Here is a 14,501-nt window from a genome sequence, read left to right as displayed (position 1 = left end):
CGGCCTACGACACCGGGACACCGGTCTTCTCCCGCAGCTCGTCTTCGGTGACTCCGGGGGCGAGTTCGACCAGCTTGAGACCCTCGTCGGTGACATCCAGCACGCCCAGGTCGGTGATGATGCGGCTGACCACGCCCACGCCGGTCAGGGGCAGGGTGCATTCGGGCAGGATCTTGTGGTCGCCGTCGCGGGTCACGTGCTCCATCAGCACCACCACCCGCTTGACGCCGGCCACCAGGTCCATGGCGCCGCCCATGCCCTTGACCATCTTGCCGGGCACCATCCAGTTGGCCAGGTCGCCCTTGTCGGTCACCTGCATCGCGCCCAGGATCGCCAGGTCGATGTGGCCGCCGCGGATCATGCCGAACGAATCGTGGCTGCCGAAGTAGCTGGCACCCTGGCGGGCGGTGACGGTCTGCTTGCCGGCGTTGATCAGGTCGGCGTCCACTTCTTCTTCGGTCGGAAACGGGCCAATGCCGAGCAGGCCGTTTTCCGACTGCAGCCACACGTCGACGCCGTCGGGGATGTGGTTGGCCACCATCGTCGGCAGGCCGATGCCGAGGTTCACATAGGCGCCGTCGGTCAGTTCCTGTGCGGCGCGCTGCGCCATCTGGTCACGGGTCCAGGCCATGTCGTTCTCCTTCAGTCGGCGCGCACGGTGCGCTGCTCGATCCGCTTTTCGGGGGTGGGGTTGTGGACGATACGGTCCACAAAGATGCCCGGCAGGTGCACATGATCCGGGTCGAGCTCTCCGGTATCCACGATCTCTTCCACCTCGACCACGCAGACCTTGCCGGCCATCGCACAGGCCGGGTTGAAGTTGCGTGCGGTCTTGCGGAACACCAGGTTGCCGGAGCGGTCGGCCTTCCACGCCTTCACCAACGCGATATCGGCAGTGAGTGCGGTTTCCATCACGTAGTGCTTGCCGTCGAACTCGCGCGTCTCCTTGCCCTCGGCCACCACGGTGCCGTAGCCGGTGGCGGTGAAGAACGCCGGAATGCCCGCCCCACCGGCGCGCAGGCGCTCGGCCAGGGTGCCCTGCGGGTTGAACTCCAGTTCGAGCTCGCCACCCAGAAACTGGCGTTCGAATTCCTTGTTCTCGCCCACGTAGGAGGAAATCATCTTTTTGATCTGCCGCGTTTCCAGCAGCTGGCCGAGGCCGAAGCCGTCCACGCCGGCGTTGTTGGAAATCGCGGTGAGATCCTTCACGCCTGAATCGCGCAGCGCGGCGATCAGGGCTTCGGGGATACCGCAAAGGCCGAATCCTCCAACCGCCAAGGTCTGTCCATCGGCCACCACGTCGGCAAGTGCCGCATGCGCATCCGGGAAAACCTTGTCCCTGGGATTGCTCTTCGTAGCGGCGGTATCGCCGGCTACGGCTGTCGCCTCAACCATCGTGCAGTCCTCGGAGAATGCCTGCGTACAAGTGTACCGTGCGCCCAGGCGGCGCCTATCGGACGAAGGGGTAGTATTGCGCCGCCACGACCCTGCTGCTGGCAGCCGACTGGAAGACCGACGCGACGAATGCGTGCACCTGACGCCAGGGTGGTTCGCATCCTGCGCCGCTGCCCGGTAAAATCGCGGGAATCTCCCCCTTCCGGCAGCCCACTGGCAGCCCGGCAACGTCTAAGGAACCCCCGATCGATGAAAATCCTCGTCGGCTACAAGCGCGTGGTGGACTTCAATGTCCGCATCCAGGTCAAGCCGGACGCCTCCGGCGTGGTCACCGAGGGCGTGAAGCTCTCGCCCAACCCTTTTGATGAAATTGCACTGGAAGAGGCCCTGCGCCTGCGTGATGCCGGCACCGCCACCGAGGTGGTGGTAGCCACCATCGCCCCCGCCAACGCCCAGTCACACCTGCGAAACGGCTTGGCCATGGGTGCCAACCGCGCCATCCACGTGGTCGCCGACGAGGAGATCCAGCCGCTCACCGCTGCCCGAGCGTTCCTCAAGCTGATCGAGAAGGAACAGCCTGACCTGGTGATTTTGGGCAAGCAGGCCATCGACGACGACGCCAACCAGACCGGCCAGATGTTGGCCACCATCTGGGGCCGCCCGCAGGCCACCTTCGCCAGCAAGCTGGTGATCGAAAGCGGCAAGGCGACAGTCACCCGCGAGGTTGATGCCGGCCTGGAGACGCTGGAGGTTGATCTACCTGCCGTGGTCACCACCGACCTGCGCCTGAACGAGCCGCGCTTCATCAAGCTGCCCGACATCATGAAGGCCAAGAGCAAACCGATGGAGACCATCGCGTTCGCCGATCTGGGTATCGAAGCGGGCAATGGGCTCAAAACCACCCATTACGCCCCGCCGGCCCAGCGCAGCAAGGGCGTGATGGTCAAGGATGCGGCCGAGCTGGTCGCTGCACTCAAGTCGAAGGGGTTGCTGTAATGGCCAAGGTACTGATTGTCGCCGAGCATCACGACGGCGCGTTGAATGCGGCCACCGCGAAGTGCGTGACCGCCGCCCAGGCGCTGTCGCCGGACGCGATCGACATCGTCGTCCTGGCCGCCGACCCGGCCACGGCTGCCACCCAGGCTGCCGCGATCGCCGGTGTCACCCGGGTGTTGACGGTCGCCAATGTCGCCAACGCGCAGCCGATCGCCCAGGTACTGGCGCCGCAGGTGGCCAAACTCGCTGACGGCTACACCCATGTTTTCGGCCCATCGACCACCTTCGGCAAGGACCTGATGCCGTGCGTGGCCGCCCTGCTCGGCGTGGCCCAGATCTCCGACGTGATGGAAGTCGAGTCCAGCCACGTGTTCAAGCGCCCGATCTATGCCGGCAACGCGATCATTACGGTCGAGGCACCTGCCGCCGACACGGTCGTTGCGACCATCCGCACGGCGTCCTGGTCGGAAGCGGCCAAGGGCGGTAATGCCGCAGTGGAAGCCGCGTCGGTCGACGTCGCCCTGCCCGGCCACACCCGCTTCATCGAGCTGGCCGCCGGCAGCTCGGACCGCCCCGACCTGCAGAGCGCCAAGCGCGTGGTCTCCGGCGGCCGCGGCGTCGGCTCGGAAGACAACTTCAAGATCATCTACGACTTCGCCGACAAGCTCGGCGCCGCCGTCGGTGCCTCGCGCGCGGCGGTTGATGCTGGCTATTGCCCCAACGAGATGCAGGTCGGCCAGACCGGCAAGATCATCGCACCGGAGCTTTATGTCGCGATCGGCATCAGCGGCGCGATCCAGCATCTGACGGGGATCAAGGACGCGGGGACGATCGTGGCGATCAACAAGGATGGCGATGCGCCGATCTTCGAGATTGCGGACATTGGTCTGGTAGGGGATCTGTTCAAGGTTCTTCCGGAGCTTGAAGATGCTCTTGCTTGACTCGGCACCGTCACCCTGCGGCATCCGGAAATAGCATGCTCAACTTGCTCAAAACAGTCGCGAAGAACCTGCTTGCCATCGTCTGGATCCGACGATCCTATGAAGTCGTGTTGCGACTTGTTCTTGAGATCCTCGCGGCGAACCGGCTGACGTCGCTGATCTATAGCATCCTCAGTATTCCCTCATTCAACCGCGAGCAATTCGCGGTACTTCGGGGTCGCCGCGACTATTATCGAAACCTCAACAAGGCGCGACTGTCGAGAACCGAGCTACGGCGGAACATTCACCGGCTGGAGAAGGGAATTTTAATGCGGCCCCGGCGCAGTGTTTTCGCGCTGGACTATCTCATCGAAACCATCGAATTCTACGAAGGGGCAATTGCGCAGTCATCTGCGGGCAATGCCGCGGATGACGGCGAACTCATTTGGGCGTATGGCGTTCTCAACGACTACTTGTCCATCGTTGACGCGGCACACCCGGTCGTGGCTCAAGCACAAGCCCGTTTTGAAGCCACCAACAGTATCTTCCGGCCGGAAGACAATCGCAGGATCCCTTACGCGCGCGCCCACGGCACCAAGAGCGACACCCGTTACGAGGATCTGTTGAAGCTCGCGCAACAACGCCGCTCGGTGCGCTGGTTCGAGCAACGATCAGTTCCCAGGGAACTGATCGACCAGGCATTGCTCGTCGGCCGTCAATCACCGTCCGCCTGCAACCGTTTGCCATATGAGTTCCGCATCTTCGACGATCCTGCGATGGTGAAGCAGGTCGCTACCATTCCATTCGGATCCGCCGGCTACTCACATCAGATCCCGACCGTGGCGGTTGTCGTCGGACGCCTCAACCACTACTTCAGCCCCCGCGACCGGCATGTAATCTATGTCGACAGCGCGTTGGCATGTATGCCGTTCATGCTCGCGTTGGAAACCTTGGGACTGGCGTCGAGCGTCATCAATTGGCCGGATTTCGAACCGCTCGAGAGAAAGATGCAAGCAACCCTCGATCTCGATGTCGACGAGCGCGTCATCATGCTTATCGCTATTGGCTATCCAGACCCAGAAGGGCTGGTAGCGTTCTCGGAAAAGAAATCGCTCGACGTGATTCGTCGCTACAACGATCTGGGCCGGAGACACTGATTTCCGGCCGTCGACCTCGGTCAGTTACCGTTGCCTGCGAGCTTCCAGCATCGTCAGGATCGGCTCCTGCACTAGAACAAGGCCGACATCAACCAATAGATAGACCACTCGGGCCAGGATGGTAACCACCAACGCCTCCCCGGCAGGCAGATAGGGCAGCAAACCCAAGGTCAGTATTCCGTCTCGCACTCCGAGCCCGGCGGGTGCGAAGGGAACCATGAATCCTACTGCGTAGCCGGCGGCGAACAAGCCGGTCGCAAATATCAGCGAGATATCCAGATCACATGCCCGGGCAAGCATCCAGAATGCAACTCCCAGCATCGCCCATATCCCGGCCTGCGTCAGAATGACCCTTCCCGATGGCAACGCCAGGCGCATGTAGTGCTTGGCTACGTGACGCTTCCAGACTACGAGCACGACCATCCCGAGCATCACCGCGAGAATCCCGATACCCAGCCACCAAGCGAGCGCGGGGGTCAGGCTATCCAACACGATGTCGGTTACTCGCGGACCGGTCAGCAGCACCCCAACCAGCGCCGCGCCTGCGACGATCCAGAGGCTCTCGACAAGAAGCGCGTCACGAATCGGGCCGTAACCTGCGCCTCGGGCACGGTACGCCGCGGCACGCCCGACAAACTGCCAGATCGAGCCGGGCAGGTACTTTCCGAGCTGACTCAGGTTATACAGCCGTGCCGCAGTCACGAAATCGAGTGGTATGCCATTTCGGCCCGCTGCAATACGAGCGTTCTCGGCCAGCAAGCCTTTGGCGAGCACTGTCACGAACACGCTGGCAGCTAACAAGACTGGCGAGACATGCCGCAACATCTCGACGATGTCCGCCCGGGAGCGATAGACAAGCACGCCGGCTGCGGCCACGACGCAGGCGACCCAAGCCCATTTGGCAAGGGAAACCAGGCGCTTACGCAAGGTCGGCGCCCAGCGACGGCGTCAACAGCGCGAGAATCGGACGTTCCGCGCTCGCCTTCACGGCCGGCAGCTGTTCCATGATCCTCGAATGCATCTCCGCGCGTTGCTCGAACACCCGCTCCACAGCCGCCCGAAGTTCGTGTGGACTGAGCTGTTGGTAATCCATGACATTGGCGTCCATGCCGAAGCGCGCCATGACCTCAGCATATTTGTGGCTCCAGCCGAGCACCGCAGCCGGAACCCCAAGTGACAGGGCCCCGACCATCGCATGGAACCGTGATACCAATACGATGTCCATCTGTGCGATGAGGCACTTGATCCCCGCCGCATTGACATCGAAATCCAGGATCAACGGTGCCTGCTCGATGTTCGCTCGCAGGCAATCGTCAAGAATCCGACGGATAAGAGGGAGATCGTTGTTGCGCTCTGCATCTCCGGCGACATCCCGCGTGGCATTCGGAAACAGCACCACAATGAATCCTTTCGCGCTCAGGTCGCAAACCAGTTCTCCAAGTACGGACTCGTACTGACCGCCCTCTTGTCGAGATTTGACGGCTACCACCGCGCTGGGACAGATGCCGACGACGCCCCGTACCTCCTTCCCATTGCGCAGTACATCCAATCGCTCGAACAGCTTCCTCAGCGGGGCATCGCCTTCGTGCGTGAGGCTCCAAGCTTCATGAAAGTTGAATGCGATGTCATCGGCTTGCGCAAAACGTACACCGGAGAAGCCAGACTGCGCGAGGTGCTCAAAGGTGCGCCCGCCACGCGCCCAGACCATGCGGCACATCGGCAACACCAATCGGGCAAACAGTCGATTGACCGGGCGGTCAAACGGCCCCATTGCCTGCGGCATCTTCACCACTCGCGTCCCCAACAGCCAAGCCGGTAGCAGGGTCAGCGTGTTGAATGGCAGGAATTTTTCGCGGCCGTCGATGAACGCAACCCCAGCAAGGTCGACCAAGGCAGTGGAGTTGCCCAGCGCGCGGATCGCAACCGGGGCCAAGGCTAGAATCCGATGACCAAATACCCGGCGCAACACACCGAAGAGCAAGGCCCATGGCAGCAACCAAGCGACCAATGCCAGCGGCGTGGAGCTATGCAGGCTAACCCGTGGATCATCGACGATCCGACGATCGTCGTCGGGGTAGTAGGTGAAAACGTGGAATCGCAGGCCAGGGCTGGCGTCCGACAGCCGCCCTATTACGGTCTCCAGCATGGCCTGGGCGCCCCTGTTGCCGTAGCAGGTGGCCGCGATGATGGAAAATACCTTTGGTTCCACGAACACTCCTCGTTAGCCAGTTGCCTGCGCGTGCGTGCGCGGCGCGAGAGTTTAGCAGTTACGGGAACAAACTGTCTGTCTGCACGGCGCTGCTACCGGCGGATGCACTTTAGTAGGGGCATCGTGATAGAGTAAAGGGCTGCGCCCGGAACTGGCTTAATCTAGGACTCACGTCAACATGAAGCTCATCATCCAGGTTCCCTGCTTGAACGAGTCGGGCACCCTCGCCATCGCACTGGGTGCGTTGCCGCGACAGGTGCACGGCTTTGATACGGTCGAATGGTTGATCATCGATGATGGCTCGACCGACGGCACCGGCGCACTGGCAAAGGAGCTAGGGGCAGATCACGTAATTCGCCATCCAATCAATCGCGGTTTGGCAGCAGCTTTTATGACCGGTCTGAGTGAATGCCTGCGACTGGGTGCTGATGTGATCGTCAATACTGATGCCGACAATCAGTACGAAGGTTCCGACATACCTAAACTCACCGCCCCGGTTCTTGCCGGCGAGGCCGACATGGTGATCGGCACGCGGCCCATTAGCGAGACCGAGCATTTTTCATGGGTGAAAAAAAAGCTGCAGCACTTAGGTAGCTGGGCCGTCCGCGTGGCCAGCAAGACCGAAGTCGAAGATGCACCGAGCGGATTTCGTGCAATATCACGCGAAACCGCGCTGCGACTGAACGTTTTCAACGCCTATACCTATACATTGGAAACCATTATCCAGGCTGGCCAGAGCAACCTGCGGATTGCTTCGGTCCCGGTACGTACCAATGCCGATCTGCGTCCATCCCGCTTAGTCAAAAGCATTCCGAGTTACGTTAAGCGCTCGTTGCTGACAATCATTCGGGTATTTGTGATCTACCGGCCGCTGGCGCTGTTTGTTTATATCGGTTCTGTTTTCATGGCAATCGGCCTTGCTACCGGCCTGCGCTTTGTCTTCTACTACCTGCAAGGCTCCGGCGAGGGCCATGTACAGTCGGTTATTTTTGCGTCGCTGTTCATTACCCTCGGAGTACTGCTCTACATGATGGGTTTGATCGGCGACCTGATTGCCACCAATCGAAAACTGTTGGAGCGAGTCAGCCTGCACATGCGGCGACTTGATCTGTCGAGAAAGTGACCGTCATTTGTTCCGCCGATGGCGAGCCCTGTCTTCTGGCTTGCTGCCCCTATTTTTTAGGTTAGAGCGGCAGCTATTCTTGCCGTTTTTCTGAGCTATCGCATCCGTCAGCCAACAATCACCTAGGAGACTCCGATGATGCAATCGGCAGCACCGTCACGAATCCTCCCGGTCGCTGCCTTGGTTGCGCTGATCTTCCTAATCAAATTCGTGGCTTACGCGTGGCTGGTGACCCCGCTGTGGGATATTCCGGACGAATCCGGTCACTACTCCTACGTGGAGGACATCACACAGGGAACCTGGCCGGTTATTGGTGAGGCGCGGATGAGCAAGGACGTCACCAAGTCCTGGAAGGGCTCGCATGCGAAACCCGGCATGAATTGGATCGCGCAGCATCCACCGATGTTCTATGTGGCGGAGGCCCCAGTCGTTCTGGCAGCACAAGCCGCCGGGTTCGACTTCGAGCAGCGGGTCCGCTCCGCGCGCATGCTCGGCGGATTGTTCGGCGCCTTAACGATCCTCGGACTTGCTCTCTTTCTGGCGCGTGCCACCGGGCGGGATGAACTGGGGCTGGCAGGTGCGATCTTCCTCGCTGCCACGCCGATGTTCACCCACCTTAGTACCGGCGTCAGTCACGACACCATGGTGGCGTGTACGGCTGCCTGGGGCGCTTATTGGTGCGTCCAGTGGCTTCACGAGGACAAGTTTCGGCATCTGCTATACGCCGGTGCGTTGATCGCACTATGTACTGTCACCAAGCTGACCGCGCTAGCTATGGCGGTCCCACTATTCTTCGCCCTGGCTTGGCGCTTGTGGCGTCAACGCAAGACGTTGGGTCGCCACCAGTGGCTCTATCGAACCGTCGTGTTGTGGCTGGTGATGTTCACCCCGATATGCCTATGGGTAGTGCACAACCTTACCACTGTCGGACAGATATTTCCGGACACAGGGGAGATCTACGACAGAAACTTGGTTCCGATCGGCTTTTTCGAACTGATGCTCAACTTCCCATTTTGGCAGCATACCTTGCTCCACCTCATCGCACTGGTAGGTTGGAATGGCTCCGAGAATGGGGCGCTGAAGTGGATCCAAGCCAATGGCCTAATGGCCCGTTACTTCTTGGCATTCTTCGGTGTAACGGCACTCGCGATTCTGGTCAAACCCTTCGTATCGTGGCTCGGGTCACCATGGAAGTCTGCGGCGATCGGGCTGGCACTCGCGTTGATCGCCTGGGCGTGCTGGACCCTGCCGTTGACGCAGCTGGCAGGCTGGCTGTGCCTATTACTGTTCGCCGCGCTCGTTTTCACGGCGGTTTCCAATGGCCGCCGCTTCATCGCGGCCGATGGTATGGGCTGGCTACTCGCCACCTCGGCGCTATGTGTACTGTTCTTCGCATTCGTCTATTACGAACATCTGTGGGCCATATTCGCCGGCACGCTGCGCGCCACCCACGGTCGTTACCTCTACCCGGTGATGCCGTTTTTGCTGCTCGCGCTGCTATGGCCGTTCCGGAAGCGCTTAGCGAGTCAGGTAATCCTTGGTGGGGCCGTCATCGCCATGCTGTTTGCCGATGGCTTCTACCTACGGCAGGTATTCGCCCTGTACGGACAACTATGACATGATCCAACGTCGGACTCTCATCCTCACCCTTGCAATCGGTCTGTTCCTCGCCTCCGCGTGCTTGGTCTGGTTGCCGTTCTACACTCAGAACACTCTTTACGAGTCGGGTGGCGGCGGCGCAGTGCCCGCGGGAGAAATCACCGCGAGTTTTGGCCTGAGCCAGAACGTCATTCCTGCAGGCTCTGATTTGCCGACCGCCGATGGCCTGGAATATTGCTTCGGCATCCGCTTTGCCACCTACCAGAGAATCAACCGGGGCTATCTGCTGGTGAATTGGCAGCAGGACGGCCGTCAAGCTAACTGGCGCGTGGACGCCAGTAGCTTAAAGGACAACACTTTCCGGTACTTCTGTCCCGATGTGCCTTTCTCTCCATGGCAGCCATTCGAGCTGCAAACGAGTGGGGTCGATGGGGATCCAGGCCGCTCCGCAACACTATGGCTAGTGGATGACAATCGCCTAGGTCAAGCAGCGGTGAAGAACGCGACCGTTAGTGACAAGGCATTGCAGCTTGAGGTGACCGCTCGCAAGCGCATCGACCTTCCCGCGACGCTCCGGGTAAATCGTGGCGCCTTCCTGCTCGGCTGGATATGCACGTTGTTCGTTGGCATCGTCGCGCTGGCTTTTGCTTTCTGGGTAACACCATCCCCGTTGGAGAGGCCTAAAATGGCAGTCCCCCCCGCAGATTAGCTGACGCCAGAAGTGGAATTTTCTCGTACGCTTTCCCGAGGAGGTTCCATGAAGAAGTCCCGCTTTACCGACAGCCAGATCATCGCCGTGCTCAAGCAGGCCCAGGCCGGCACGCCGGTCCCGGAGTTGTGCCGCGAGCATGGCATCAGCTCGGCCACGTTCTACAAGTGGCGCAGCAAGTTCGGCGGCATGGAGGTATCAATGGTGGGCCGGATGAAGGAGCTGGAGGAGGAGAACCGGCGGTTGAAGAAGATGTACGCCGACGCCCAGCTCAGCGCCGACCTGTCGAAGGAAGCGCTGCCAAGAAAATGGTGAGGCCATCTCCGCGCCGGGAGATGGCCCGAACAGCAGTCGACGGCGGGCGCACGAACATCCGGCACACCTGCCAGACCTTCGAGGTGAGCGAGACCTGCTATCGCTACTAGGCCAAAGCGAGCGATGAGAGCGCCCGGATCACCGATTGACTGGTGCGACTGACGACCGCCTATCGCGACTGGGGCTTTGGCCTGTGCTTCCTGTACCTGCGCAACGTCAAAGGCTTTGGCTGGAACCACAAGCGGGTCTACCGCATCTACCGGGAGTTGGAGTTGAACCTGCGGATCAAGCCGAAGAATCGGATCGTTCGTGAGCGGCCCGAACCGCTGGCAGTGCCCGACACCACCAACCGGGGCTGGGGTCGATGGAATTCATGCACGACCAGCTCAGCGACGGCCGCAGCTTCCGGCTGTTCAATGTGATCGACGACTTCAACCGCGAGGGACTGGGCATCGAAGCGGACTTGTCGTTGCCGGCTGCTCGTGTGATCCGCAGCCTGGAGCAGATCATCGAGTGGCGCGGCAGACCGCGGGTGATCCGTTGCGACAACGGCCCCGAATACATCAGTGGGGCCCTACTGACCTGGGCAGATAAGCAGGGCATCTGGATCGAGCACATCCAGCCAGGCAAGCCGCAACAGAACGCCTATGTCGAACGCTACAACCGGACCGTGCACTATGCCTGGCTCGCCAGAACCCTGTTCGACTCGATCGAACAGGTGCAGGACAAGGCCACCCGTTGGCTATGGACATTCAACCACGAGCGCCCGAACATGGGACTCGGAGGCATCACGCCAATGCAGAAACTGGCACTTGCCGCATAGCTTCACTTTTGGGATCAGTTAAAAGCGGGGGACTACCGTCCCACTGGATGGCTGCCTTACCGCCCTTGCATCGCGCAGATCATCGGCGCCGGCTCTCAGCTGGAGAAAGCGCCAGACCGAGACGATTCGGGCAAAAGGGCGACGGACTTCTGTACGCCACGCTACTCAACGGAATTTCGTACGCGGACTTTCACTCTCGTCGAACAATAATCCATGGAGTTCCCATTACTGGAGTATGCAAGCAGCACGCCGTACGTACCCGGCGCGACCTGCGCGAGTTGAAGCGCCGTGTCAAAACCTGCCATTGCCAAGCCAGGCGCCGCCAGAGCCTCTGCGACGTCAGGCCGTGCTTTTCCCGTCGCTGAACTAGCTGCATACACGGTAGGCGATGCCATATCGAGAAGATTGACAGTAAAAGCTCCAGGATTCCGCTTGTCCCGGGTGGCCGCCCACCCCACCAGACGCAGCTCTCCATTCCTATCCGCATTGACCGCCTCGCCCCTCGCGACTTGACCGCCTATCGAATCCACGGCACACGGCGCACTACTCTCCAATGTAGCGGCATCTTCCAAATCCGCCAGTTGGAACGAACGCGTTGCGTCGTCAGGCGAGCCTGCCGCCTCCACCGTAGCATGCGAGCCCGCCGCCTCCACTGTAGGATGGTCCTCCGAGCCGCAAGAGATCAGCAGACCGGTAAGCAGTACCAATGCACACCTCGAATCAAACGTCATCATCTCAATTTCCCTCAAAGGAAGCGCTATTTTTGGTGGAGCTTTAATCGGACTCCACACACCAAGGAACAAGAACAAGCATGCTGCTAGAAGTGATAATCAAGTCCGTCGCCAGGAACGTGAATCATTGTCGCCCTTAATATAAGCAGGTCTCCAGCGAGGGTATCGCTGGCGTGAGTTGCACCTTAGACTCGATTCCATCTACGAGAAATCGCCATCCCGGCACAAGTTCATTGAGATAACGCGACTCCGGGAAACGTAGAATACTGGCTAACCTACGGCTAATCCGGGCCCTTCAGACGAAGCCGTGGGCGCGTGGATGGAGGTATCCAACGCGCTTCTCATATAGCGGGGAGGAAACGACAGACTGAAAGGATCCCCGTCGAGGGAAAGATTCGGGTTGTAGGCAGGGTCACTGGAGAGCCATTTGGGCCACCGGCCAGCCATCCATTTGACCTCTCTCTCAAAGCGAGCCTTCTTCTCGGGCGTATCCTCATATCCTCGCGTCGCGGACTCATGGTGATAGAGCTCGACCCAAGGGAGCCAGACATTCCAGTAGCCGCGATCGCGAAGTTTCAGGCAGAAATCAACGTCATTGAATGCAACGCGAAGCTCTTCTGAGAAGCCTCCCACCTCGAGGAATACCTCTCTCCTCACGGCAAGACAGGCGGCTGTGACGGCGCTGTAGTTCTGGGCGAGCCCTCCCCGATTCATCTGCCCCGCCCAGCCACGAGGTTTACCACTATAGGCATGTCCAGCTATCCCATGGACGCCAATAACGACACCCGCGTGCTGGATCGTGTCGTTCGGGTAGTACAGCATTGCGCCAACAGCGCCCACATCGGGCCGCACCGCGTTCGCGACCATGTCATTTAGCCAGCCCGGGGAGATGACCTCGATGTCGTTGTTCAGTAGAACCACGACATCGCAGTCGATCAAATCTACAGCGAAGTTATTGATGGCGGAGTAGTTGAACTCTTCGTCATACCGCGCCACCCGAACCCTTGCGCGTGCGTCAAGCGATGAAAGGTACTTTAGCGTTTCAGGCTCAGAAGACTGATTGTCGATCACGAGAATGGAATAATTCTGGTAATTCGTCCGCTCAAGGATCGACTCTACGCACTTCCTGAGAAGGCCCACCCTGTCCCGGGTTGGGATGATGATCGTCACACTTGGCTCGACTTCAAACCCGTAATTCACCCGGTAGTTGCCGCTTCGCCCCTGTATCTCAACGGCCTGCGCTAGCACTTCCCTGCGTTGTAGGTGCTCGTTGACAGCCTTGAGTCCGGCGAAGTGGGCATATGACTTCTCCCCAGGAGCGAGGGCAGTGGAACCTGGTATCGCACGCCAGTGATAAAGGACACGGGGGATGTGCACGATCTGCTCAGCAGTCAACCCTTCTGAGCAGCGCAACGCCAAGTCCCAATCCTGACTCCCCTCCATCCCGATGCGGAACCCACCCACGCGCTGCATCAGGTCACGCCTGTATACACCGAAGTGACTTACGCAGTTGTGTCCCAGAAACAAGTCAGGATTCCAATCCGGCTTGAAATATGGGTCGTACCGGAGCCCATACTGATCAATTTTATCCTCGTCCGTAAAAATGAGGCCAGCATCGGGGTGGTCGTTGACGTGAGCGACCACCTCGTACAACGCATCTAAATGAAGTTCATCGTCGTGGTCGAGCAAGCCGACAAATTCCCCCGCGGCCAATGACAAAGCATCGTTCGACGCAGCGGAAATGTGTCCGTTCGCTTCCCGGTGGATCACCCCGATACGGGGATCGCAGGACCGGTACTCTTCAAGGATTTCTCTCACGTCTGGGGTCGTCGATGCATCATTACAGATACACAACTCCCAATTCGTGTATCTCTGACCGATTACACTCTCGATACAACGCCTTAGCCAACGTTCTTCTGTGTTGTAAACAGGTAAAACGATGGAAATCAAGGGCTCCCGCGAAAACTCCCTAGGCGGTGCCGGCACGTCATAAAGCTGGATCCAACTTTGGTAAGTGACGTCCAATCGCTTTTGGCCACTGCCGATAAGCTTGTACCGCCCGTAAAGCCAATCCGCCATATGTCTGACTCCGCCGGTGCACAGGCGCAGCACCAGTTCACGACAGACGACGACTTTCGATTTCACGGTCGGTTCGACCCTGATGACGGCCTTGAACATCTTTACTGCCGCTTCGAACTTGCTCAAGCGCCTGAACGCACCTTCCGGAGCAAGCTCAAAAGTGCCCAGCATTGATGTCGGGTCCAGACGAATCGTGCTCGCCTCGCCCACAAACCTGACTACACGAAGGTCGTGGATGGCTGGTTCGGCCGCGAAAGGCAGCGGAATGGAGGTTTGCTCGGACGGGCCTTGCCCGTAATCCGGATAGAGAACCGGGTCAAAGAGCGCGTGCTCGTCTGAGCTCTCCAGCGATAGGTCACACTCATACCAGCCTCCTTCAACCGGCGAAGACAAGAGACATTCGAAGCACGGGTCAAACCCTGTTGACTCCCACGTCCTTCCTAGA

Annotated in this window: 11 protein-coding genes and 1 pseudogene; 7 read left to right on the top strand and 5 right to left on the bottom strand. The window is 59.7% G+C overall.

All coding sequences use genetic code 11. The features are described from left to right. Positions 1 to 4: 4 nt before the first annotated feature. Both ACW7G3_RS07660 and ACW7G3_RS07655 read right to left on the bottom strand, forming a co-directional pair. On the bottom strand, positions 5 to 631 hold the full coding sequence (locus ACW7G3_RS07660) for a CoA transferase subunit B (RefSeq protein WP_456982090.1): 627 nt from the start codon (positions 629 to 631) through the stop codon (positions 5 to 7). A gap of 11 nt (positions 632 to 642) precedes the next feature. Further along, the gene (locus ACW7G3_RS07655; RefSeq protein WP_456982089.1) at positions 643 to 1,395 is read right to left on the bottom strand and encodes a CoA transferase subunit A; all 753 of its coding nucleotides are present in this window, start codon (positions 1,393 to 1,395) and stop codon (positions 643 to 645) included. A 249-nt stretch (positions 1,396 to 1,644) separates the two neighbouring features. Between ACW7G3_RS07655 and ACW7G3_RS07650 the strand changes: the two genes are divergently transcribed. From ACW7G3_RS07650 to ACW7G3_RS07640, 3 genes are read left to right on the top strand one after another with little or no spacing between them, the layout of a single operon-like run. Continuing rightward, positions 1,645 to 2,391 carry an electron transfer flavoprotein subunit beta/FixA family protein gene (locus tag ACW7G3_RS07650; RefSeq protein WP_456982088.1) on the top strand — a complete coding sequence of 249 codons (747 nt, stop codon included), beginning with the start codon at positions 1,645 to 1,647 and terminating at the stop codon, positions 2,389 to 2,391. Further along, entirely contained in the window at positions 2,391 to 3,332 is a 942-nt protein-coding gene (locus ACW7G3_RS07645; RefSeq protein WP_456982087.1) for an electron transfer flavoprotein subunit alpha/FixB family protein, read from the top strand. The genes ACW7G3_RS07650 and ACW7G3_RS07645 overlap by 1 nt, the downstream gene beginning before the upstream one ends. Positions 3,333 to 3,367: 35 nt before the next feature. Further along, a complete protein-coding gene (locus tag ACW7G3_RS07640) occupies positions 3,368 to 4,468 on the top strand; it encodes a nitroreductase family protein (RefSeq protein WP_456982085.1) in 1,101 nt (366 codons plus the stop codon). A gap of 24 nt (positions 4,469 to 4,492) precedes the next feature. Here the strand turns inward: ACW7G3_RS07640 and ACW7G3_RS07635 are convergent, their stop codons facing one another. Next, complete coding sequence (locus ACW7G3_RS07635) at positions 4,493 to 5,395, bottom strand: lysylphosphatidylglycerol synthase domain-containing protein (protein ID WP_456982084.1); 903 nt, start codon at positions 5,393 to 5,395, stop codon at positions 4,493 to 4,495. Beyond that, positions 5,388 to 6,677, bottom strand: a complete 1,290-nt coding sequence (locus ACW7G3_RS07630) for a polysaccharide pyruvyl transferase family protein (RefSeq protein ID WP_456982083.1) — start codon at positions 6,675 to 6,677, stop codon at positions 5,388 to 5,390. Before ACW7G3_RS07630 ends, ACW7G3_RS07635 begins: the two co-directional genes overlap by 8 nt. A gap of 178 nt (positions 6,678 to 6,855) precedes the next feature. Here ACW7G3_RS07630 and ACW7G3_RS07625 point away from each other — a divergent pair, with 178 nt between their 5' ends. The 4 genes and pseudogenes from ACW7G3_RS07625 to ACW7G3_RS07610 all read left to right on the top strand — a co-directional run bounded on the left by ACW7G3_RS07625 (position 6,856) and on the right by ACW7G3_RS07610 (position 11,246). After that, positions 6,856 to 7,800, top strand: coding sequence for a glycosyltransferase family 2 protein (locus ACW7G3_RS07625; protein WP_456982082.1), 945 nt, complete (start codon positions 6,856 to 6,858; stop codon positions 7,798 to 7,800). A gap of 135 nt (positions 7,801 to 7,935) precedes the next feature. Continuing rightward, complete coding sequence (locus tag ACW7G3_RS07620) at positions 7,936 to 9,417, top strand: ArnT family glycosyltransferase (RefSeq protein ID WP_456982081.1); 1,482 nt, start codon at positions 7,936 to 7,938, stop codon at positions 9,415 to 9,417. A 1-nt stretch (position 9,418) separates the two neighbouring features. Then, on the top strand, positions 9,419 to 10,108 hold the full coding sequence (locus tag ACW7G3_RS07615; RefSeq protein WP_456982080.1) for a hypothetical protein: 690 nt from the start codon (positions 9,419 to 9,421) through the stop codon (positions 10,106 to 10,108). A gap of 48 nt (positions 10,109 to 10,156) precedes the next feature. Continuing rightward, positions 10,157 to 11,246, top strand: a pseudogene (locus ACW7G3_RS07610) (IS3 family transposase). 1,001 nt (positions 11,247 to 12,247) lie between these two features. Here ACW7G3_RS07610 and ACW7G3_RS07605 read toward each other — a convergent pair. Then, a complete protein-coding gene (locus tag ACW7G3_RS07605) occupies positions 12,248 to 14,449 on the bottom strand; it encodes a glycosyltransferase family 2 protein (RefSeq protein WP_456982079.1) in 2,202 nt (733 codons plus the stop codon). Positions 14,450 to 14,501 lie beyond the last annotated feature (52 nt).

Source organism: Luteimonas sp. A478, assembly GCF_054052025.1.
This window is presented reverse-complemented; position numbering and strand designations above follow the sequence as displayed.

Bases quoted from the DNA above. Each gene is read 5' to 3' on its own strand.
- ACW7G3_RS07660 (WP_456982090.1), bottom strand. From the start codon at position 631: ATGGCCTGGACCCGTGACCAGATGGCGCAGCGCGCCGCACAGGAACTG.
- ACW7G3_RS07655 (WP_456982089.1), bottom strand. From the start codon at position 1,395: ATGGTTGAGGCGACAGCCGTAGCCGGCGATACCGCCGCTACGAAGAGC.
- ACW7G3_RS07650 (WP_456982088.1), top strand. From the start codon at position 1,645: ATGAAAATCCTCGTCGGCTACAAGCGCGTGGTGGACTTCAATGTCCGC.
- ACW7G3_RS07645 (WP_456982087.1), top strand. From the start codon at position 2,391: ATGGCCAAGGTACTGATTGTCGCCGAGCATCACGACGGCGCGTTGAAT.
- ACW7G3_RS07640 (WP_456982085.1), top strand. From the start codon at position 3,368: ATGCTCAACTTGCTCAAAACAGTCGCGAAGAACCTGCTTGCCATCGTC.
- ACW7G3_RS07625 (WP_456982082.1), top strand. From the start codon at position 6,856: ATGAAGCTCATCATCCAGGTTCCCTGCTTGAACGAGTCGGGCACCCTC.
- ACW7G3_RS07620 (WP_456982081.1), top strand. From the start codon at position 7,936: ATGATGCAATCGGCAGCACCGTCACGAATCCTCCCGGTCGCTGCCTTG.
- ACW7G3_RS07615 (WP_456982080.1), top strand. From the start codon at position 9,419: ATGATCCAACGTCGGACTCTCATCCTCACCCTTGCAATCGGTCTGTTC.